General features: G+C 58.7%; 20 protein-coding genes. 7 read left to right on the top strand and 13 right to left on the bottom strand.

Features of this window, described 5'->3' with window-relative positions:
* Position 1 precedes the first annotated feature (1 nt).
* Positions 2-1,138: a UDP-4-amino-4-deoxy-L-arabinose aminotransferase gene (gene arnB, locus ONZ54_RS17660; RefSeq protein WP_271786808.1), complete on the bottom strand. Its 1,137-nt coding sequence runs from the start codon at positions 1,136-1,138 to the stop codon at positions 2-4.
* A gap of 280 nt (positions 1,139-1,418) precedes the next feature.
* Here arnB and ONZ54_RS17655 point away from each other — a divergent pair, with 280 nt between their 5' ends.
* Positions 1,419-2,765, top strand: coding sequence for a UDP-glucose dehydrogenase family protein (locus tag ONZ54_RS17655; RefSeq protein ID WP_021138321.1), 1,347 nt, complete (start codon positions 1,419-1,421; stop codon positions 2,763-2,765).
* A 503-nt stretch (positions 2,766-3,268) separates the two neighbouring features.
* Here ONZ54_RS17655 and ONZ54_RS17650 read toward each other — a convergent pair.
* Positions 3,269-3,511: a YheU family protein gene (locus tag ONZ54_RS17650; RefSeq protein ID WP_021138320.1), complete on the bottom strand. Its 243-nt coding sequence runs from the start codon at positions 3,509-3,511 to the stop codon at positions 3,269-3,271.
* Between the two features lie 89 nt (positions 3,512-3,600).
* Here ONZ54_RS17650 and ONZ54_RS17645 point away from each other — a divergent pair, with 89 nt between their 5' ends.
* The gene (locus tag ONZ54_RS17645; RefSeq protein WP_334312740.1) at positions 3,601-4,743 is read left to right on the top strand and encodes a sensor domain-containing diguanylate cyclase; all 1,143 of its coding nucleotides are present in this window, start codon (positions 3,601-3,603) and stop codon (positions 4,741-4,743) included.
* On the opposite strand, the gene ONZ54_RS17640 is transcribed toward ONZ54_RS17645, so the two are convergent.
* The 3 genes from ONZ54_RS17640 to ONZ54_RS17630 all read right to left on the bottom strand — a co-directional run bounded on the left by ONZ54_RS17640 (position 4,725) and on the right by ONZ54_RS17630 (position 7,558).
* On the bottom strand, positions 4,725-5,708 hold the full coding sequence (locus tag ONZ54_RS17640) for a hydrolase (RefSeq protein WP_271786806.1): 984 nt from the start codon (positions 5,706-5,708) through the stop codon (positions 4,725-4,727). The genes ONZ54_RS17645 and ONZ54_RS17640 overlap by 19 nt on opposite strands.
* A 71-nt stretch (positions 5,709-5,779) precedes the next feature.
* On the bottom strand, positions 5,780-6,679 hold the full coding sequence (locus tag ONZ54_RS17635) for a chemotaxis protein (RefSeq protein ID WP_005311791.1): 900 nt from the start codon (positions 6,677-6,679) through the stop codon (positions 5,780-5,782).
* A 192-nt stretch (positions 6,680-6,871) separates the two neighbouring features.
* The gene (locus tag ONZ54_RS17630; RefSeq protein ID WP_271786805.1) at positions 6,872-7,558 is read right to left on the bottom strand and encodes a hypothetical protein; all 687 of its coding nucleotides are present in this window, start codon (positions 7,556-7,558) and stop codon (positions 6,872-6,874) included.
* Positions 7,559-7,597: 39 nt separating this feature from the next.
* On the opposite strand from ONZ54_RS17630, the gene ONZ54_RS17625 reads away from it, so the two are divergent.
* Positions 7,598-7,804, top strand: a complete 207-nt coding sequence (locus ONZ54_RS17625) for a YheV family putative zinc ribbon protein (protein ID WP_034523471.1) — start codon at positions 7,598-7,600, stop codon at positions 7,802-7,804.
* Positions 7,805-7,958: 154 nt separating this feature from the next.
* Entirely contained in the window at positions 7,959-8,594 is a 636-nt protein-coding gene (locus ONZ54_RS17620; RefSeq protein ID WP_021138314.1) for an FKBP-type peptidyl-prolyl cis-trans isomerase, read from the top strand.
* 74 nt (positions 8,595-8,668) lie between these two features.
* On the opposite strand, the gene ONZ54_RS17615 is transcribed toward ONZ54_RS17620, so the two are convergent.
* Positions 8,669-8,884 carry a SlyX family protein gene (locus ONZ54_RS17615; protein ID WP_005311800.1) on the bottom strand — a complete coding sequence of 72 codons (216 nt, stop codon included), beginning with the start codon at positions 8,882-8,884 and terminating at the stop codon, positions 8,669-8,671.
* Between the two features lie 14 nt (positions 8,885-8,898).
* Positions 8,899-9,861 carry a WD40 repeat domain-containing protein gene (locus ONZ54_RS17610; RefSeq protein ID WP_271786804.1) on the bottom strand — a complete coding sequence of 321 codons (963 nt, stop codon included), beginning with the start codon at positions 9,859-9,861 and terminating at the stop codon, positions 8,899-8,901.
* Positions 9,862-9,980: 119 nt separating this feature from the next.
* On the opposite strand from ONZ54_RS17610, the gene fkpA reads away from it, so the two are divergent.
* Together fkpA and ONZ54_RS17600 are read left to right on the top strand one after the other, a co-directional pair.
* Positions 9,981-10,787 carry an FKBP-type peptidyl-prolyl cis-trans isomerase gene (gene fkpA, locus ONZ54_RS17605; protein ID WP_011899028.1) on the top strand — a complete coding sequence of 269 codons (807 nt, stop codon included), beginning with the start codon at positions 9,981-9,983 and terminating at the stop codon, positions 10,785-10,787.
* 152 nt (positions 10,788-10,939) lie between these two features.
* Entirely contained in the window at positions 10,940-12,346 is a 1,407-nt protein-coding gene (locus tag ONZ54_RS17600) for a sigma-54-dependent transcriptional regulator (RefSeq protein WP_058393571.1), read from the top strand.
* Between the two features lie 24 nt (positions 12,347-12,370).
* Here ONZ54_RS17600 and ONZ54_RS17595 read toward each other — a convergent pair whose 3' ends face one another.
* The 6 genes from ONZ54_RS17595 to ONZ54_RS17570 all read right to left on the bottom strand — a co-directional run bounded on the left by ONZ54_RS17595 (position 12,371) and on the right by ONZ54_RS17570 (position 18,905).
* Entirely contained in the window at positions 12,371-13,240 is an 870-nt protein-coding gene (locus ONZ54_RS17595; RefSeq protein ID WP_271786803.1) for a tetratricopeptide repeat protein, read from the bottom strand.
* A gap of 113 nt (positions 13,241-13,353) precedes the next feature.
* The gene (locus tag ONZ54_RS17590; protein ID WP_017412614.1) at positions 13,354-13,689 is read right to left on the bottom strand and encodes a hypothetical protein; all 336 of its coding nucleotides are present in this window, start codon (positions 13,687-13,689) and stop codon (positions 13,354-13,356) included.
* Between the two features lie 107 nt (positions 13,690-13,796).
* On the bottom strand, positions 13,797-14,135 hold the full coding sequence (locus ONZ54_RS17585) for a DUF2956 domain-containing protein (RefSeq protein ID WP_212540420.1): 339 nt from the start codon (positions 14,133-14,135) through the stop codon (positions 13,797-13,799).
* 86 nt (positions 14,136-14,221) lie between these two features.
* Positions 14,222-16,060 (bottom strand): bifunctional metallophosphatase/5'-nucleotidase, encoded by a 1,839-nt coding sequence (locus ONZ54_RS17580; RefSeq protein WP_021140908.1) that lies wholly within the window; start codon positions 16,058-16,060, stop codon positions 14,222-14,224.
* A 225-nt stretch (positions 16,061-16,285) separates the two neighbouring features.
* Entirely contained in the window at positions 16,286-17,851 is a 1,566-nt protein-coding gene (locus tag ONZ54_RS17575) for an EAL domain-containing protein (protein WP_169046671.1), read from the bottom strand.
* Positions 17,852-18,050: 199 nt separating this feature from the next.
* Positions 18,051-18,905: a Tim44 domain-containing protein gene (locus ONZ54_RS17570; protein WP_087756369.1), complete on the bottom strand. Its 855-nt coding sequence runs from the start codon at positions 18,903-18,905 to the stop codon at positions 18,051-18,053.
* A 437-nt stretch (positions 18,906-19,342) separates the two neighbouring features.
* On the opposite strand from ONZ54_RS17570, the gene dnaB reads away from it, so the two are divergent.
* A complete protein-coding gene (dnaB, locus tag ONZ54_RS17565; protein WP_021140911.1) occupies positions 19,343-20,737 on the top strand; it encodes a replicative DNA helicase in 1,395 nt (464 codons plus the stop codon).
* Positions 20,738-20,747 lie beyond the last annotated feature (10 nt).

Genomic DNA, 20,747 nt, shown 5'->3' with positions numbered 1-20,747 from the left:
GTTACTCCAATATGTCGGTGAGTGCCGCGACCACACGGTCAACGTCGGCCAGCGTCATGTCAGGAAAGAGTGGCAGTGTGCACAGGCGCGATGAGTTCCACTCGGTATGAGGCAGGCTGAGGGCGGGGTAGCGCTCGCGGTAATATTTCTGGGTATGGGCGGCGCGAAAGTGCAGGCCGGTGCCGATGCCGCGCTCTTGCAGCGCCTGCATCAGTTGATCCCTGTCGAGACCGCAGCGCTCGGGGTCGACCCGCACCATGAAGAGGTGCCAGGCGTGCAGATGGGGATAGGTTGGGATGGCGAGTGGCGCCAGCGGCAGCCCTGCCAGTTTTTCCTGATAACGGGCGACCAGCCCGGTGCGCCTGGCATTGAGCTCGGGCAGGCGTGCCAGCTGGATCAGGGCGATGGCGGCGTTGATGTCGGTCAGGTTGTACTTGAAGCCCGGCGTTATTACCTCCGCCTGCGGTTTGCGGCCCAGCGTCATGCGATCGAAGGCATCCACCCCGAGACCATGAAACTTGAGCATGCGTACCTTGTCCGCCAGCGCCTTGTCATCGGTCACCAGCATGCCCCCTTCGGCGCAGGTCAGGTTCTTGATGGCATGGAAGGAGAAGATGGCGGTGCCGGTGGCGCCAATCCAGCGATCCCGATAGCGGGTGCCAATGGCATGGGCGGCGTCTTCGATGACGGGGATGTCGTATTGTCTGGCCAGCTTGAGAATAGGGTCCAAATCGACGGGGGCGCCGGCGTAGTGAACCGGAATGATGGCCTTGGTGTTGACTGTGATGAGCGGCGCGATAAGCTCTGCGCTGGTCATCAGTGTGTCTCTGTCCACGTCGACGAAAACGGGTTCGGCGCCGAGCAGTGTGATGAGGTTGATGGTGGACACCCAGGTCTGTGACGGGGTAATCACCTCATCCCCCGGGCCTATGCCCAGCGCCATCAGGGTGACGTGCATGCCAGCGGTGGCAGAGTTGAGCGCAACGGCATGCTGGCAGCCGTATGTGTCACAGAATTGCTGTTCCAGTTCGTGACTCTTCGGGCCCGTGGTGATCCATCCCGATTTCAGCACCTCACAGACAGCGCTTATTTCGGCGTCGCCGATGGCTGGCTTCGAAAATGGCAGAAAGTCTTGCATAAGAGATCCAACAATGAATATTAATCAGTGCCCATCAGAACAGGCGGCTTTAAACATTAATTTCAACATAGCGTATATAAAAATGGCTCCGCAATGGCTCAGCAACAGCTGGTAACAATTCACTGTCAAAATCCATATAAAAGCGGGGTGACAAGGGGGCAGAAACAGCTGGTAACAATTAAACGCTGCGACCATTTATAGGGGTGTGGTAAATATTTAAAATCCGAAAAATGCTCATTTTTCAACGCTGCATCATCTCTGACATTCTGGTTGTATCAATATGAACATTACTGTATTTGGAAGTGGTTACGTGGGGCTGGTGTTGGCCACTGTACTGGCCGATATTGGGCATCAGGTTATCTGTGTCGATGTCGATGAACAGAAGGTGGCTGACTTGATGGCTGGTCAGGTTCCCATCTATGAACCCGGATTGGAGGCGCTGCTCCAGCGCAATATCAAGAGTGGTGCCCTGGTATGTACCACGGATGCAATCCTGGCTGTCAAGCACGGTGAGGTGCAGTTTTTGGCGGTGGGCACCCCGCCGGGAGAAGATGGCTCTGCCGATCTTTGCCACGTGCTGGAGGTGGCTGACACCATAGCTCGTCATCGTGATGAGCCCGTCATCATAGTCAACAAGTCGACCGTGCCGGTGGGCACAGCCGACAAGGTGACAGCCAGGGTGAAGCTGGTTCAGCAGCAACTGGACAAGTCGTTTGCCTTCGATGTGGTTTCCAACCCCGAATTTCTGAAGGAGGGCTCCGCCATCCAGGACTGTCTGCGACCGGATCGCATCGTGGTCGGCACTCGCAACGAGGCGTCCCGCCAGCTGATGCGCGAGCTTTACGAGCCGTTTAATCGCAACCATGATCGCATCCTGTTCATGGATGTGCGCAGTGCCGAGCTGACCAAGTACGCTGCCAACTGCATGCTGGCCACCAAGATAAGTTTCATCAACGAGATGGCTGGCCTGGCCGAGCGGGTCGGGGCCGACATCGAGATGGTACGTCAGGGGATAGGGTCGGATCAGCGCATCGGTTATCAGTTCATCTACCCTGGCTGTGGCTACGGCGGCTCCTGTTTCCCCAAGGATGTCAAAGCCTTGCTGGCAACAGCCCAGGAACTGCAATATGACACGCCGCTGATCCGGGCGGTGGAGCGCATCAACGAGCAGCAAAAATCGCGACTCTACGAGATATTGTCAGACTTCTTCAGCGCCCAGGGGGAATCCCTGGCAGGCAAGACGATCGCTCTGTGGGGGCTGGCATTCAAACCCAATACCGACGACATGCGCGAGGCCCCGAGTCGTGCCCTGATGGAGGCCCTCTGGCGCGCCGGCGCCACAGTGCAGGCCTATGATCCGGAAGCCATGCAGGAGACCCAGCAGCTCTATGGCTATTGTGACAACCTGAGGCTGATGGGGACCAAGGAGGCCGCCGTGTTTGGGGCAGATGCCCTGGTGATCTGCACCGAGTGGAACCATTTCAAAGCCCCTAATTTTGCCACCATCAAGCAGGCATTGAAGCAACCGCTGATCGTGGATGGCCGCAACCTGTTTGATCCGGGTCGCATGCGGGATCATGGCTTTCATTACTATGGTATTGGGCGGGGCGAGTCGGTAAATAGATAATGGAGGCGGGCGTTGAATGAAAATTTATCGCTCATCTCACCCATGTCTTTTTACCAACCAGCAGAGTCGGTTTTACCGTCAAAAATAAATAGAGACGCACCTTGAACTGACCTGGATTAATAACGCTATGAGCGTGAAACTCTATGCGGTTATGGCATGGTCACATCTTGTAAATAGGGTGATATGAACGCCTTTTTTATACTCATGTAATTGCTATGGATTATCCCCTGACCGGGAAATATGAGGGCAGGTTTATCCCGGGATGACCGGCATCTTATTTATCTGACTTTCATCAGTACGAATTTATTTATTCGGAAGGTGTGGTTCGCTTAATTACATGCTTATAAAGGTACTCATACTTGCCCCAAATGGCCTGTCGATGATTCGGCGGGCCATTTTTATGTCCGGTATAAAGGCCTGACCCCAGGCGGGAACTGTCAGGTTTGTTGCGCCATCATGCCAGTTGCGCTGGCAAGGCCCAGATTGGGATGGCAATCACCTGGCTATTCCGGTATATCGTCCATCGGTGCGCTGCTGAAGGTCGCTTTTGACACTATGTTGATGCTCTCGTGCAGTTCGCTGTAGACGATAACGGCCAGACCTTGCTTCAGCTGCTGTCTGACCTCGTCGACCTTGTCAGCTAGGCTGACGTCATGCTCACCGTACTCGGTGCCTTCCCGCAGGACGAAGTGTTCGAGCAGGTTGTTGAGGGTATCGGAGTCCAAGTCTTGCCAGGGGATAATCATGGGGTCATCTTCAGTTACGAACGTGTGGATATTGTCTATTGGTTGTCAGCGAGCGCAAGGAGTTTATCGGGCTGCAAGCGGGTGTGATCATGCTGACTGATGAACAACGTCGCCTCTCCACTCGCTTTGATCACCATCTGTGTGAATCGCGCCGCCACGCCCTGAGCAAGGGGCTGTTCTGGTTCTGGGCCGTCAACCAGCTGGCACTCCTGTTCCTGCTTGCTCGTTTCTATGTCTATCAGGATGCCCATCTGGTGGTTGCTCGCATACTGCCCTGGCGTTATGAGATGCAGCTTACCCTGGCCTGCCTGCTGTTTCCCCTGTGCTGGCGCTGGTTGTCGAGGCAGCCGCTGGCGCTCTGGCGGCCCTGCTTGTGCGCCGGGGCGCTGTTGTGGGGCCTTGCCTGGGCACTGTTTGGCTATGCCATCGCCCTGGTTGAGCTGAGGGGAGGCTTCAGTCTGGCGTTCGACCTTATCAGCTTGCTGCTGATGACGGCGCTGATCGCCCTCTATTGCGAGGCGCGGCTGTTTTACTGTTTCAGCGTTCCACCCTTGCTCTTTCTGTTGCTGGAAGCCTTGTTTGTCAGGGTGCCGTTTCCCATAGTGCACGGACTGGCGGTAGGCTGCCTCGTCATACTGCTGGAGACAGGGCGGCGCATGCTGAACGGCTGGTTCGTGCTGGCGGTCTCTCGGGAACACGAAAATCTGGCGCTGGCCCGTCAGCTCGATGGCATGGCCAAACAGGATCCCTTGACCGGCTTGGCCAATCGGCGCCATTTTACCAGGGTCAGCGAGCAGATCCTGGCCGAGGTGCGCCAGCAGCATGGTGACTTTGCCATCCTGCTGCTGGATGTGGATTTCTTCAAACGCTTCAATGACCACTACGGTCACCTGCAAGGGGATAACTGCCTGATTGCGGTGGCGGATTGCCTGCGTGAGGCGGTGCGACAGCCGGCCGATGTCGTGGCTCGCTATGGTGGGGAGGAGTTCGTGATCCTGCTGCCCGGCGCCGATGCCCTGCTCGCCGCAGACATTGCCAGGCGGATCGCCGCCGCCCTGGCGGCCCGTGCCATTCCCCATGCGCAGTCAGAGGTCTCCCCCAATGTGACTGTGAGTCAGGGCATTGCCTTGTGGCGTGAGGATGAGTCGGTTGCCGACATGCTGGCACGGGCTGACGAGGCGCTCTATCGGGTCAAGGAAACGGGCCGCAACGGCTACCTGATAGCCTCCTGAGTCTGCTCCTGCAACCATTGGCTGATGCGCTCCTCCAGCCAGAAGCGGGGGCGCCAAGGCGTGCCGTGCAGGAAGCCCACATGGCCTCCCCGCCGACTCAACTCGTAACGCACCATGGGTGAGAGTTGCTCCGGCAGCGGGATCACGGCATCCGTCATGAAGGGATCGTCGGCGGCGTGGATCACCAGGGTAGGAATGGGGATGCGTGTCAGTAGCCCCAGACCCGAGCAGCTCTGGTAATAGTGGTCTGCACTGGCAAAGCCGTGCAGGGGAGCCGTGACCTGCTCGTCGAAGTCGCGCAGGGTAGCAATCGCTTGTACTTGCTGGTGCTGCCAGCGTTTGCCCGCCTCGGCCTGGCGACGGATCTTGCTTTGCAGGTTATGGCGCATGGTGCGCAGCAGATAGTTTTGGTACACCCGCGAGAATCCCTGATTGACCCGATCGGCGCAGCTGTCGAGCTGTAGCGGTGCCGAGATCACCACGGCTGCCTTCAATTCCTTCGGGCAGGCCCGCGCCAGCAGATTGACCAGCATGTTGCCCCCCAGTGAATAGCCGATGGCGATCATCGGCTTGCCGGGAAAACGCCGCCCCAGCTCGGCGATCAGCGCCTGTGCATCCTCGATGGCACCGGAGTGATAGGCCTGCAGCAGGCGGTTGGGTTCGCCGCTGCAGCCGCGAAAATGCATCAGTACCGCCTCGTCCCCCTGGCGCTGCAGATGGGCAAACAACCCCTTGGCATAGTGGGAGTGAATGCTGCCCTCCAGGCCGTGAAACAGCACTATCAGTGGCCGCTCCCCCTGGCTGATGTCACCGCTCCAGGCGAGATCGACGAAGTCCCCGTCTGCCAGTTCAAAACGTTCTGGCACGAAACGGACGGGGGCTCGTCGCAGCCACTTTGGCAATATGGTTTGCAGATGGGGATTGCGCGCCCACCAGGGGGCATGGAAGTGACTCTCTATGAGCATGATGGGGATCCGAAGCAGGTATCAGGGCAATGAAAAGCACGGCGAGAAGGGACGCTTCTCGCCGATTTTGGTCAGGCCAGCAGGCTGTCGTGGTGCTCGGCACCGCGCAACATGGCCTGGACCATTTCGTTGGCCTCAAACTTGGTCAGCGCCTCGTGGGCACCCACCTGATGGGCACGTTCCACGCTAATCTCGCTGGAGAGCGAGGTGTGCAGGATGATGTAGGCACCCGCCAGCGTCGCATCGCTTTGCACCTCGAAGGCCAGTTCATAGCCGTCGAGTCCCGGCATCTCTATGTCGCTCACCAGTATGTCGATGGGAGTCTTCTGGCTGGCGCGAGCCTGCATCAGGGCCAGTGCATCCTTGCCGTTGGTGCACACTTCGTAGGGAATATTGATGTAGTCGAGGGCGGCCATCAGCTGGCGGCGGGCGACGGAGGAGTCATCCACCAGCAGGATCCGCATCGGCTTGATCCGCTCCCGCTGCACATCGGTCAGCACCGGATAGAGGTGGCTGGGGTCGTCCGGGTAGACCCGTGACAGTATCAGTTCCACATCCAGCAACTGGATCAGCTGGTCGTTGACCCGGGTCACCCCGGTCACGAACACGTTATGGCCGAGAGCCGCGGGAGGGGACTCGATATCGCGCCAGTTGCACTCGGTGATCTTGTCGATGCCGCGCACCAGAAAGCCCACCAGGGTGCGGCGACAGTCGGTGATGATGATGAAGCAGCTCGGCATCTCCTCCTTGCTGATAGGGCGATAACCCACCGCCATGGCCATGTCGATCACCGGGATTGTGGTGCCCCGCATGCTGGCGGCGCCGAGCACGGTCGGGTGCGAGTGCGGCATGGCTGTGAGCTGGGTGTAAGGCACTATCTCCTTCACCTTGAGGGTGCCGATGGCAAAGGATTGTTTGGCCGAGAGATGAAACAGCAACATGCCCTGGGATTGGTTGGCCTTGCTTTTCATGGCAGATGTCCTGTGAGTCAAAACGGTATCAGTCAATTCAGGCCCCTAGCATAAAGGATTATAGGCGAAATGGCCCTCCCGTTATTAGCGACCGCGCGCCGTAAAACTGGACTCATTTCACCCATTTATTCACCTTGCTGACCCTATGGCGTGTTTGTGCGGGTCATGGCAATCAGGGGCGATCAGGGGCGATCAGGCGGGTACTTGCTGGTCCAGGCTGGCGCCAAGCCAGTGTTGACACGCCAGGGCGAGAGCCTCTTCGTCCCGGTAGCCGAGCTTGGCTATCACCAGTTCCCGTTTGCTGCCGCTCTTGAGCAGGCGCACAGCTTGCAGCAGCTGCCACTGGGCGCTCAGGGCATCGGCCGCTAGGCCCGGATCTGTCATGCCTCGCTGGGAGAGGCACGCCTGCCAGGCGGCGTCACTGCCCGTTTGCTGGCCTGCCAGTGCCCGCCAGGCGCCTTGCAGCATCTGGTCACCATGTTGCGCGAGAGGACAGGCCTGAAGCTCGTCGAGCATCACCTGCAGGCGATAACCATAGGCGCCTTGCCAGTCGCGTGGGCGTTGCCACTGGGCCAGGCTGTCGAACAGGGCATCAAGTAGCGGTGTCGGGTGCAACCAGCCTGCCTGTGCAGGTTGGGCAACCCGCGGGGAACAAGTCAGCAAATCATAATGGCAGCCTGCCAGCGGGCTGAAGGCAGCGAGGGCATCGGCGCAGAGCCAGAAACTGTTGCCCGCTGTCAGCAGCAATTCATACTGGCCGAGTCGCAGCAGCGCCCCGCCCCGGGTTATTCGCAGCAACTGGCCCAACGGCGCGCGTTTGCGGCCGCCAACCTGCAGGTGAGGGGAGGAAAAATGCTGACATTCGATGGCGTGATGCATGTAAAAACCCTGATATGATGCTGCCTGGAGGTAACAAAAATGGAAACCAGACGTAAAAAACGCTTCATTGCCGGCGCTGTGTGCCCAGCATGCGGCAAAATGGACACCATGATGCTGTATATGGAGCATGGAGTCGAGAAGGTGACCTGTGTCGACTGCGGGGATACCCAGGTGCAGACTCAGGCCGAGGTGGACAAGCTAACCCGTGAGACCGAACAGGTCATAGGGGTGTTTCGTCCCGAGTGAGGTTATCAGCAGTACCAGAAAAGGGGCGTAAGTCAGGCTCATCCCGTTTCGCAGTGATGACTTTTTCATCATGACGGAGGGGGCCCGACCATATGCTTGGCCACCTTTTTGAGGTATTCTGAGCCCGTTTTTTTCTATCCGCAGGATCCCTGACATGAAAGTAGCTCCCCTGAGCGTGGTTACGCTGGAATACACAGTCACTGACGAACATGGTGAAGTCATCGACACCACTGTCGGTAAAGAGCCTCTGGTGTATCTGCACGGTACCCGTTATCTGGTCTCCGGCCTCGAAGCCGAGCTGGAAGGCCGTAGCGTGGGCGAGGCGTTCGACCTTACTCTGGCACCGAGCCAGGCCTATGGCGAATACGACGAAACCCTGGTGCAAGAAGTACCTGGCGAGTTGTTTGACGGCATGGAAGTGTCTGAAGGGGATACTTTTGTGGCCGAGACTGACGATGGTCACCGCCCGGTGACCGTTATCGAAGTGTCCGAAGCGTTCGTCAAGGTAGATGGCAACCATCCGCTGGCTGGTGTGACCCTGGGCTTCAAGGTCGAGATCAAGGACGTCCGTGCCGCCACTGCCGAAGAGCTGGCTCACGGTCACGTTCACGGTGCCGGTGGTTGCGGTCACGATCATGGTCACGACCATGACCACGATCACGGCCATGAGCACGGTGGTTGCTGCGGTGGTGGCCATGGTCACGATCACGGTCATGACCACGGCGATGAGCAGGGTCATGGCGGTTGCTGCGGTGGCGGCGGCTGCGGTGGCAAGGGTCACCAGCACTGATCTGTGCCCCGGGCCTGGCCCGATAAAAAAACCCGCGTTTATCGCGGGTTTTTTTATGGTGCAGAGACAACCACTCAGTAATGAGGGGGCGGCGTCTCTTCGGCCATGCTGGCAATCTGGCTAGGTTGTACGCTTTGCAGTTTATCTACCAGCAGCTGGATCTGGTGCTTGAGTCGATCCAGCTCACGGCCCTGGGTGGTGACCTCGTCGTTGAGCTGTTCCACCGTGTATTCGGCGAAGGCGAGACGGCTTTCCAGGGTTTCGATGCGATCGTTAAGTTGCTGACTCATGGGCCTTTAGGTCCTTACTTGATAGTCCAGATTTCGGCCAGACCACTGGAACTGGCGCTGACAAGGTGACTATTGTCGCGCAAAGCCACGCCGTAGACCACTGCACTCGGCGGTTTCACCTTGGGATGGGGTGAGACGAGCCAGCTTTGCAGCTGGGTGCCATCGCTCACCTGCCACAGGGAGAGCTGGCGGGAGGGGGCACCCGTGATGAGCCATTTGCCGTCGTTGACGAAGCGGGCACTGGTGTAGACCTCGAAGCGGTGCGCGAACTGCAATCGGCTCACCTCCTTGCCTGTCTTGAGATCCCAGATGCTGGCCTGGCGGCTGTCCGCTGTGAAGGCGAAACGGCCCTGGGGATCGAGCCTTGCCATCACCACCCGACCGGCGTGGTTGAAACGCCATACCACCTGACCTGAGCGGGTATCCCACAGATAGGCGCTGTAGTCGTTGCCGCCGGTGAGGGCGTAGCGACCATTGGCGGAGAGATCCACCGTATTGACCTGCTCGGTGTGGCCGAGAAATTGCAGCCGGCGGCCGCTCTGGGTATCGACTACCTCCGCCTTGCCATCTTCACGCCCGATCAGCACCTGGCGGCCATTGGCCGACAGCGCTATGTCCCTCAGTTTGGATTCAGGTAGCGAGTAGTAGCCTTGGGACTGGCCATCTTGCAGGCGCCAGATGGCGAAGGTATCCAGGGTGGCGGTCACCGCGTGGCTGTTGTCTGCCGAAAAGCGGGTAACGATGACGAAGTTGTCCTGATTGTCTGACTGGCGCCAGCGCTCCTTGCCCTGTTCCAGGTCCCACACGACAGTGCCCTGTCCCAGGCTGGAGACGATGGCCTGCTTGCCATCGCTGGCAAGGTCTGCACTCAGCAGACCCTGATTGGCGAGTGTGACTTGTTGGCCCGGCTGGGAGCTCTGCTCGCAACCGGTCAGTATCAGACAAATACCGATGAGATAAATGGCACTTTTTATCATTTTTCCTGTCTCATGCTTTCGTTACCTGCGATCACGGCGTTAGTATAAGGCGCTTATCACGATAAACCTCTCATTTCACGAAGGAACCGAGAGCGGTATTTAGAGTTTTGGAGAAACTGATGAACAATTTTCTGAAGGTGTCCCTGTTGGCTGCGGCGGTTGCCGTGAGTCTGACTGCTTGCCAAAAAGATGAGAAGCCGGCTGCGAACAACGCAGAGGTCAAGGCAGAAGCCAGCAAGCCGGCAGAGGCCCCCAAGGCTGATGCCAAGAGCTTTGAAGAGCAATCCGGCTATGCAATTGGCCTCTCCATGGGTCGTTATATCGCCAATACCCTGGAACGTCAGCAGGAACTCGGCATCAAACTGGACAACAGCGTCATCCTCAAGGGTGTGACCGATGGTCTGGGTAAAGAAGCCAGCATGACTGACGAGGAGATCCAGAAGGTTCTGCAGCAGTACGATGCCAAGATCAACGAGTTGACCAAGGCCAAGGCTGACAAGGATGCCGTGGATAACCAGAAGAAGGGTGAAGAGTACCTGACTGCCAACGCCAAGAAAGAAGGTGTGAAGAGCACCGAATCTGGTCTGCAGTATCTGGTCGAGAAGATGGGTGACGGCGCCAAGCCGAAAGCCACTGACATCGTCAAGGTTCACTATACCGGTACCCTGACCGACGGCACCAAGTTCGACAGCTCCGTCGATCGCGGTGAGCCGGCTACCTTCCCGCTCAACCAGGTTATCCCTGGCTGGACCGAAGGCGTGCAGCTGATGCCAGTCGGTTCCAAGTTCAAGTTCTTCCTGCCGTCCAAGCTGGCTTATGGCGAGCACGGTGCAGGTTCCATCCCGGCCAATGCCGTGCTGGTGTTCGATGTTGAGCTGCTGGCTATCGAGAAGCCGGCTGCTGATGGCGACAACGCCAAGAAGTAAGCGCCCATCGTTGAAAAAACGGCTCCTTAGGGAGCCGTTTTTACTTGTATCTCCCTGCGAATGGCGGGATAAAAGAGAGGCCGCGCCAGCTGTGGTAACATGGCGGGCAAGACCTGAAATAGACAACGAAATCAATCGCAAGGATGGCTCCCGTGGCTGAAAGCAAACCTCGAGTCCTGTTGGTGGAAGATACCCGCAGTCTGGCGGTGGTTTATGAACAGTATCTGGCCCAGGATGGCTATGAGGTGCTGTTGGCCGATTGTGGTCAGCAGGCGTTGGCGCAGCTGCTGACCAGCCCGCCACCTGTGGTACTGCTCGACCTTGAACTGCCCGACATGTCCGGCATGGACATTTTGCAGCAGATCACCGAACAGCAGTTGCCCTGTTCCGTGGTGGTGATCACCGCTCACGGCTCGGTGGATGTGGCGGTGGAGGCGATGCGCCTCGGTGCCTTCGACTTCCTGACCAAACCGTTCGATGGCAAGCGGCTCTGTGCCACTGCCCGCAATGCCCTGAAACATCAGCAACTGAGTTCGCTGGTGGCCCAGTATCGGGAAAATTTCGAACGCAGCTCGTTCGCCGGCTTTATCGGTGCCTCCATGCCGATGCAGGCCGTCTATCGCATCATAGAGAGCGCGGCGCCGAGCAAGGCGACCGTCTTCATCACGGGGGAGAGCGGCACCGGCAAGGAGGTGTGCGCAGAGGCCATTCACCAGTGCAGCCCCCGCAGCGAGCAACCCTTCATAGCGCTCAACTGCGCCGCCATTCCCCATGACCTGATGGAGAGCGAGATCTTCGGTCACGTCAAAGGCTCCTTCACCGGCGCCCAGGGGGATCGCAAGGGGGCGGCCAGTCTGGCTGATGGCGGTACCCTGTTCCTGGACGAGATCTGCGAGATGGATCTCGACCTGCAGAGCAAGCTGCTGCGTTTCATCCAGACCGGCACCCTGCAACGGGTCGGCAGCGGCAAGCTGGAGACGGTGGATGTGCGCTTTGTCTGCGCCACCAACCGGGATCCGCTGGTGGAGGTGAAGGCGGGGCGTTTTCGTGAAGATCTTTACTACCGCCTGCACGTGATCCCGCTGAGCCTGCCACCGCTGCGCGAGCGCGGCGAGGATATACTGCTGCTGGCGCGTAACCTGTTGCAGAGCTACGCAAAGGAAGAGAACAAGCGCTTCAAGGATTTCGATGTGGAGGCGGCGCGGGTGCTGCTCGATTACCCCTGGCCTGGCAACGTGCGCGAGCTGCAAAACGTGGTGCGCAACATAGTGGTGCTCAACGACAGAGAGCTGGTGAGTCCTGACATCTTGCCACCGCCGCTGAATGGCAGTCGGGGTAGCATGCTGGCCGCGACAGCGCCGCTGGCCACGGCTGGCAGTGCCACCTTGCCTTCTTTCAACGCGCCGATACGTCCGCTCTGGCTGGTGGAAAAAGAGACCATAGAGCAGGCTATCGCCAGTTGTGACGGCAACATCCCCAAGGCAGCGGCACTGCTGGAGATCAGTCCCTCCACCATCTATCGCAAAAAGCAGGGCTGGGAAGAGACGAGTCTGGCCTGAGCAGGGGACTGAGGCCGCGCCTGTCTAGAGCTTGGCGAGATGCTTGAGTCTGGCCAGTCGCTCCGCCTCGTTGGCCTTGAACCAGCGATCCTGTGACAGCAGAAACCAGGCGCGGGAGAAGTATTCGGGCGCAGCCGGATCGTCCAGCACCAATGCATTCTCCCCCAGCTCCTCGAACAGATAGCCATCCTCCGGCTCGTCGGCCTCTGCCATCTCCACCTGCAGCTGCTTCAGCTCGGCCAGCGCCTGTTCATGCCGACCCTGTGCCCGTGTCAGTCGCGCCAGACTCCAGCGGGCGATGAAGGCCTTGGCCGTATTGCTATGTTGTTCGTGCCAGGCTAGACACTTTTGCTGGAATACTCTGGCTTCATCAAAGCGTCCCAGCTCGAACAGGGTCCAGCCCTGATTGTTGTAGAGGCTGGCGAGCCAACCGCGCACCTTTTCATCCTGGCTGCGTTCCGCCAGCTCCATGGCCAGCTGATGCCAGCGGCTCTGCTCCTCCAGTGGCGCGGCTATGGCTATCATGTGTGCCGCATCGATGGCCAGATAGAGCTCCTTGCTCTTGAGCCCCAACTGCCAGGCTTGTTCGAACAGGGTTCTGGCAGTGGCTTTGTCGCCGGCGGAGTTGAAGGTGCGGCCGCGCTCCAGCAGGGCGCGAAGGCGTGCTCGCGGGGTGGCATCGGTGAGGCGGGGTTCTATCTCGTCGAGCAGCTGGTGGGCTTCGGCAAACTGGCGCTGCAGGGAATAGGTGCGGGCGATCTGGGTCAGCAACTCCAGCTCGAGTTGCAGGTTGGCTGCCGTACGCGCCTCGGGAAGAAGTGCATGAAAACGCAGGGCACTGGCGGCGGGATCCTGATAATTCCACTGCGCCATGAAATCGGGTGACTTGTCCATCTGGCCTCCTTGCCGGTGATATTGTCACCAATATGCCTACGGGCCATTGTTTGTACAAGGGACGCCCGTCACAGAGCGACCCTTGAGTCATGTCAACGCCAGCGGCCAGCCGATCAGTAAACCATGGCAAGGCTCATCAGCATCAGGCCGAGGGCGGCGAAGGCACCCTCCTTGATGGCAAGACGCGGCACCAGCGCCTTGGGCAGGGCCGGAAACAGGGTCAGGGCAAAGCCAAGCCCCGGCATCAGCCAGTGAAAGGCCGGGCTGCGAAGGGCGGGATCGGCGGCGCCGTTGATCACTATGAGCAGGATGAACAGAGTGAAGGCGGGCAGGATAAACCAGCGGGCACTGCCGGCGGCGACGGCTCGCAGCGGAGAGATGCGATAGAGCACCAGGGTCACGATAAACAGCACCAGGGGTGCCAGCAGATAGAAGGGTGCCGGGTTCATGGCAAGTCTCCAGACGACAAGAGGCGGGATTTAATCAGTCGGAAGGGGAGATGACCAGCATGCTGTCCCCAGCCTGTGAAGAGGATCCCAGGTAAAGGTTTGCGCGCTCAGTGCAGCCCTAGCCAGGCAGTGGCAAAGCCAACCCAGCTCAGCAGCAACAGGATCCAGGGCAGGGGATGCTGGCGGGAAACCTCGACAAGCTCAATGTCGCCCTCCTCCTCATGTCCGGCTTGCGGCTGCTGTTTTGCCTTGGTTTGCAACTTCTTCTGGCGACTGGCCTCGCGAGCCCGCGCCTTCATCTGCTTCTTGTATTCGTCTATGCCTTTCTGGATCCCCTGGGCGATCAGCTGGGTCTGTTCTTTGGTCTGTCCCGGTTTCTGGTTGGCGCGAGCAATTTTCTGCGCCTCTTGCTGGGTCTCGGGGGAAATCTTGTCGTATTTGGCCATCAAACATTCTCCTCGGCATCGATGGGCGGGGAGTATGCCATAAAAACGGCGCCCTCAGGCGCCGTTGCAATAGCGTGTGAGCCTGATCAGGGCTTGAAGTAGGTCACGGTCGCATAGGGCAGTGGATTGAGGGTGCCCTGGGACTCGGCATACTCCATGAACATCTCGTTCTCACCGACGCCGGAATCGACATAGTCACCCTTGTTGGGCAGCTCTTCGCGCTTGAGCAGGCCGTTGTAGCCATCCTTGCCGGAGGCGATATAGGTGTTGGCACCTACGCGGTATACCTTGTCGTCGTCCAGCGGCTGCCACTGGCCATTGGCGTCCAGCAGCTCCAGCTTGGTGATGCGGGAACCCTTGGCCAGTTTGCCGTCATAGGTGTAGCTCAGGTGGCCGACGTAAGGGAAAGCACCGCTGGAGGCGCCGATCCCGGTCTCGTGGCCGATGGAATAGTCAACGGCGTACTCCAGGGTGGCGCGCACGTCCTTGCCCTTGAGGTTGAAGGCAGCGATCTTGTTGCCAAACGGCAGCAAGGTGCCCATCACGTAACCGACGGAGAGCGGGCCCGCGTTCACATCGGCGCGCACACCACCGGCGTTCTGGATGGTGAAGTCCACCTTGGTATTGAGTTTGTTGAGCTTCCAGTAGAGGGATTCGGCCACCAGGGGATCGATCAGACCCGCGCCATCCGGGGTGGCCGGCACGCGCACATGGGGCAACTTGGTCGGCACGTCGGCGATGATCTTGGCCTCGAGCTCGGCCACGGCCGGTTTGTACTCTGTGTCGATCACATCGCGCATGGCGGTGTTCTCCGGCACGATTTCGATGACGGGTGACTTGGTGATGAAGTCGACCACATTGGTCTGCTCGCTGCCACTCAGGGGCTCTTTCTTCTTGGCCACGTCCTTGGTGAAATCGTCGCCCGTCATCAGGGTATTGCGCCCCTCACACTTGGTGATCTGGCCTTCCTTGCTCAGGGAGACATTGACCAGGCCATAGCCTTTGGCCCATTCACCGGCCTGCACGATACAGGTCTTGCCACCGTCCGGATTGCCGACCAGCTGGGCATAGGTGTTGTCGTCGTCCGGATTCTGGTTGTGGGCCGTGTAGCCTATGGTGTTGATCTCGTTGATGTCGCCGAGGAAGGTCTGGGAGTGACCGCCGACAATCAGGTCGATACCGTTGACCGCCTTGGCGACGGCCTGGTCATTTTGCAGACCGATATGGGTGACCATGATGATCTTGTTGGCGCCTTTTGACTTGAGGGTGTCGACCATTTTCTGGGCGGTTTCAATCATCGGCAGGAATTGGGTATCGGTATCCGGTGAAGAGATATCATGCATATTTTCCAGCACCAGCCCGAAAATACCCACGCTCTCGCCATTTATTTCTTTAATGACATATTCATGAATATTTTCACTGTCTTTCAGGGTGGCGCTACTGGATTTCACCATGTTGGAAGCCAATACAGGGAAATTCACCCGTGAGACGAAATCTTTAATGGCCTGATTGCCCAAATCAAATTCGTGGTTGCCCAGCACCATGGCATCGATACCCATGTCGGAGAGCAGGCGAGACTCCTCTTCCCCCTTGAACTGGGTGAAGTAGAGGGTGCCCTGGAAGGCATCACCACCGTTGAGCACCATGAAGTTGCGGCCTTCATTGGCGGCCTGGCTGCGCAGCTCGTCCAGCTTGAACTTCAGACGGGGATAGCCGCCCAGTTTGGCGTAGAATTTGAACAGCTCCTGGCCGGTGGGCTGGATGGCCAGCGCATTTTCGGTCGGGTCGAGGTGGGCGTGGGTATCATTGATATGGGCAATGGTCAGATCCAGCGGAATATGCTCCTTGCTGCTGTTTTCTGAATTGCAGGCGGTCAGCCCGAGCAGAGTAATAGAGACGGTGACGGCCAGTAACGTCTTCTTCATTGGTAATAATCCTCTTGTTGTTATTGTCCTGTATATCGTTCCTGTATGACAGGAGTGTGGCGATTCTAGGCAAAAAGCAGTAATTGGAAATAAAGAGAGCTGATTCCTTTGAGCTACTGCACATTAATAAAGCAAACAAACGTTTGCTAGATTGTTTAACGCCATCACCACAGACTAATGACAAGTTTCACATTGTTGTATCGGCACCCGAGCGTCGCTGAGGGATCATGCCGCTTGATGGGGGTCTGTCTGCTCCGGCACCGGGGCGGGCAGCAGTCGCAGGAACTGGGCCGGGGTGAGCGGACGGCCATAGAGGTAGCCTTGCAGGTAGTTGACGTTGCGCTCTGTCAGGAAGTCAGCCTGCTCCTGGGTTTCGACCCCTTCGGCGACGGTTTCCAGTCCCAGCCGGGTGGCCAGACTGATGGTGCTGTCAAGAATATGACGAGAGAGGGCATTGGTGCCTATCATGGCGACGAAGCTCTGGTCGATCTTGAGGTAGTCCACGTGAAACTGTTGCAGATAGGTGAGGCTGGAGTGGCCTGTGCCAAAGTCGTCCAGACCTATCTTGACCCCCATCTGGCGCAGCTCGCCGAACAGTTGGTCGGTCAGTTGGCAGGGGGTGATCAGTTCCCGCTCGGTCAGCTCCAGCACCAGCGTGACCGGATTGCTGGCGAAGGCGGCCAGGAATCGGCGGCAGTCGTCGATCAGGCTCATCTCCTGGCAGTGCTGCGCACAGATGTTGAAACCGAAGTGAAAGCGGGGCGGCAGTTGCGCCACATGGGGGGCAAACTCCAGACGAACCTGCTGCATCAGGGTCTGGGTCATCAGTATGATGAGGCCGCTCTCCTCCGCCAGAGGGATGAAGAGATCCGGCCGGATCAACCCCTGACGATGGTGCTGCCAGCGCATCAGCACCTCGCAGCCATGGAGCTGACCGCTCTTGCTGTAAACGATGGGCTGCAGGTAGGGAATGAACTCCTGCTTGATGATGGCGCGCTTGAGCTCTTGGGTCGGGGTGGAGATATGGCTCCACCAGCGATAGGTGGCAAGGCCGGCCAGTCCGCCCAGAGTCAGGATCAAGATGATGACGGTGCTCTGCTTTTTCAGCGTGAGCAGCAACACGGCTTCCAGCGGGAATCCCTGATTGAGGCTGTAGCCGAATGCCGTCGAACTGAGCGGGTAGTTGAACCCCCGAAAAACAGGGGCGACACCGTCGTGGATCCGGCCCTTGATATCGAGCCACTGCTCACCTATCTGCACCCAGCTGTTGGGCCCGCCGAGTCGCCATTGCAGCGGTTTGCTCAGGTGGTAGGGGTTGATGGCAACCACTACCCCATGATCGCCTTCGCTCAGGCGATAGAACAGCAGCGAGGGCTTGAGTCCGAGCCGGGTGACGGCTTTGAGCTTGAGCTGCTGGTGCTGGCCGTTTTGCAGCTCATCTTTCAGGTTGATCTCGTCGAAGATGGAAGAGCAGTAGAGGCGACCATGGCGTGAGAGGTTGACCGAGCGTACATAGGGGGAGGTGGCAACCAGTACTCTCAGCTCGCGGGCAACCTCGTGACAGGGGCGGCCCACCAGCGGCAGTGCGGCCCGGGCCGCCTGGGTAGAGTGGTAGAGGGCGCTGTCTATCTGCACCATGGCACGCTCGGCGGCATTTTGCGCCTGCTGGCGGGTCATGGACCAGGTCTGCCAATAGAGAGTGGCGAGGGAAACCAGGATCAGGGTTGCGCAGCACAGCAGGCTGGCCAGCAAACGAGGCATGTTGCCGCTACGCAGAAAAGAGAGAGCCATGAACCACGCCTCGGTGAACGGAAATTGAACAAAAAAAGGGCGGCCATACTACACAATCACGAACCATTCTCATAGCGACCATATTGAGGGGCTGTGGCTGGACTTGCAGGGGGAGGGGTGGGAGAGGGCACGCAGGGAGTCAAAAATAACAGAGGCGGCTCTGGGCCGCCTCTGTTGTCTTCGCAGGATTAAAGAGCGTTTACAGCTGCTCGATACCGACAATGTGCCAGGGTGCATTGTCCTTGGCCAGGTTACGCTCGAGGTGCCACACCTCTTTGATGTCTTCCTCGACCTGCTCCTGACGGTCCATGTAGCGGCCGCTGAAGCGTACGCTGACCTGGGCCCAGTCGCTGCCGTAGTCGGCACGCACCAGCTGGGTATCCACATACATGACTTCGGTATGCTGCTCGCCGGTCAGCTCTGCGCGTTCGGCTTTGAGCTGTTCGAACAACTCAGGGCTCACATACTCACGCACTTTTTCCAAGTCGTTTGTGTTCCAGGCTTCTTGCAGGGTGCGATAGTGATCACGGGCGCCGGACAGGAAACTGTTCATGTCAAAACCTGGCGGCAGACGGAACGGCACGTCGCTGTCGGCAAAGCCGGTCGCTTGCGGCGCACTGCTGCTCTGTTCGAACTGCTGCGGCGCAGCCGATGGCGGCTGATAGCCGGCGTAGGCCGTCTGTGGTTGAGGCGAGGGGGCCTTGCTCTTGCGCATGGCGCGGAACAGGAAGACGGCGCCCAGCGCCAGCAGCGCGATCAGCAGCATGTCCATGCCTTGCAGACCTTCGAAGGCGCCGCTACCCAGCAGGTAAGCGAACAGACCACCGGCCAGCAGGCCGCCGAGCAGGCCGCCCATCATGCCGCCTTTCTTCGGTGCGGCCTGAGCCCCGACTGCCGGGTTCTTGGTGTCGACGGGTTTGGCCGCCGGTTGGGCCGGAGCTGTTTTGTAGCTCTTGCCAAAGGATTTACCGCCGCCAAATTTCTTGGCCTCGGCAATGGGTGCCCCCAGGCCAATGGCCAGGATCACGGCAAACAGGGTCAGCATCTTTTTCATTTTGACTCTTTTCACTCTCATCAGTGGATGGGGACATGGTCTGCTTTAGCAAGCTCAGCGAGGTGCATGACAGGCTGCCTGTCCCTCGTTGTAGTGCAGCTTGCGACTATGATTAACATCGTTGGCATGAATTATTCATGAACAGATTACACCCCATTCCGGGGCAATCAGAGGAGAGAATGGCAATGAAAAATCGACGACCAAGCCGCAAGGAGCGCAAGCTGCGCAACAAAACGAGAGCCAAGCAGCAGGATCAGACCCTGGTCTGGCCCTTCATCATGGTATGAGACAGCGGCATATTTCATCAGCAAGCGGCGCCATTGACCATCAGGAGGGCGCTTGTGTCAGACAGAAGTGAATAGCGTGCATTAGCACTCGCGATGGCGGGGTTTCTTTTGTAAAATTCCCGTCCCCTTCCCGCTGCGGTTTTTATGTGTATGGCAGAGCAAGTGACGGCGAAAAAAGACGCCAAGACACAACAGCTGAAAGTTCCTCCCCACTCTTTTGAGGCCGAACAGTCCGTACTGGGCGGCCTGATGCTGGATAACGAGGCCTGGGATCGGGTTGCCGAACGGGTGATCGACAAGGATTTCTACAGCCGCCCTCACCGGTTGATCTTCCAGGCCATGACCCGCCTCTCCAACGCGGGCAATCCCATCGATCTCATCACGCTGCAAGAGGAGCTGGAGCGCTCGGAGCAGCTGGAGGAGTCCGGTGGTTTCGCCTATCTGGTGGAGATCGCCAAGAACACCCCGAGTGCCGCCAACATCAATGCCTACGCCGAGATAGTGCGTGAGCGGGCGGTCGTGCGGGAGATGATCTCGGTCGCCAACGAGATAGTCGAAGCAGGCTACGAGCCGCAGGGGCGCACCTCGGGCGATCTGCTCGATCTGGCCGAGAGCAAGGTGTTCCAGATCGCCGAACAGCGTACCAGCGCCAACGAGGGGCCGCAGCCGCTCAAGCTGATCCTCGAGCAGACGGTCGACAAGATTGAAGAGCTGTTCAAGACCCCTCACAACGGCGTGACCGGGGTGTCGAGCGGTTATGGGGATCTGGACAAGATGACCGCCGGTCTGCAGCGCTCGGATCTGATTATCGTGGCGGCCCGTCCCTCCATGGGCAAGACCACCTTTGCCATGAACCTGTGCGAGCACGCGGCGCTCACCGCCGAGAAACCGGTACTCATCTTCTCGCTGGAGATGCCCTCCGAGCAGATCATCATGCGTATGCTCGCCTCGGTGGGGCGCATCGACCAGACCAAGGTGCGAACCGGTCAGCTTGACGACGAGGATTGGGCACGCCTCTCCTCCACCATGGGATTGCTGCTCGAGAAGGGCAAGATGTATATCGATGACGCCTCCGGCCTCACCCCGACCGACGTGCGCTCCCGCGCGCGCCGCATCGCCCGTGAGCACGGCGGCCTCTCCATGATCATGATCGACTACCTGCAGCTGATGCGGGTGCCAGCGCTTTCCGACAACCGGACCCTGGAGATAGGTGAAATCTCCCGCTCCCTCAAGGCGCTGGCAAAAGAGTTGCAGTGCCCCGTGGTCGCGCTGTCCCAGCTCAACCGTAGCCTGGAACAGCGTGCGGACAAGCGCCCGGTCAACTCGGATCTGCGGGAATCCGGCTCCATCGAGCAGGACGCGGATTTGATCATGTTTATCTACCGTGATGAGGTGTATCACGATGACAGTCCCGACAAGGGGATTGCCGAGATCATCATCGGCAAGCAGCGTAACGGCCCCATCGGCCGTGTGCGCCTTACTTTCCAGGGGCAGTTCTCCCGGTTCGACAACTATGCCGGCCCGGCGTTTGATGACGACTATTGATGAAAACCCG

The organism is Aeromonas salmonicida (assembly GCF_028355655.1).
In the GTDB taxonomy this organism is placed as follows: domain Bacteria; phylum Pseudomonadota; class Gammaproteobacteria; order Enterobacterales; family Aeromonadaceae; genus Aeromonas; species Aeromonas salmonicida.
The sequence above is the reverse complement of the archived record's forward strand: the minus strand, read 5'-3'. Positions and strand labels throughout refer to the sequence as shown.